The 415-nt window shown below is 65.8% G+C and carries 1 protein-coding gene; it reads right to left on the bottom strand.

Annotated elements, in window-relative coordinates:
* Positions 1-415, bottom strand: a 415-nt coding sequence (locus CVH10_RS17820; protein ID WP_181244467.1) for a deoxyhypusine synthase family protein, incomplete at both ends; no start/stop codon positions are given.

Raw genomic sequence — 415 nt, 5'->3', positions numbered from 1 at the left:
GTCGCGCACGTCGGCGACGGTGATCTGGACCGCATAGCGGTGCATCTCGGCCTCGACGCCTAGGATTTCGGCGCAGACGACGGTGTCCTGGGCGAAGTTCTTGGGAACGCCGCCGCCGACCATGAACAGGCCGGTGACGCCGGCGGCGATCTTGATGTCGGTCAGTTCGCGGAAGTCGGCGATGGCGTCCAGCATCAGATAGGGCTGGCCGGCGGCCGCCCGCTCCTTCTGGTGCTTGACCAACCCAAAGCCGGCCGAGCTATCGACGAAGGCCGGGCAGAAGATCGGCACGCCCTCTTCATAGGCGGTCTGGATCAGGGAGCCGGGCTTCTTGGCGTTACCCTCCGACAGCCACTTGCCCATCTCCCAGATGAACTCGCGGCTGGAATAGCCACGCGGCTCCAGACGGTTGGCG

This window comes from Halomonas sp. ND22Bw (assembly GCF_003011945.1).
In the GTDB taxonomy this organism is placed as follows: domain Bacteria; phylum Pseudomonadota; class Gammaproteobacteria; order Pseudomonadales; family Halomonadaceae; genus Halomonas; species Halomonas halophila.
This window is presented reverse-complemented; position numbering and strand designations above follow the sequence as displayed.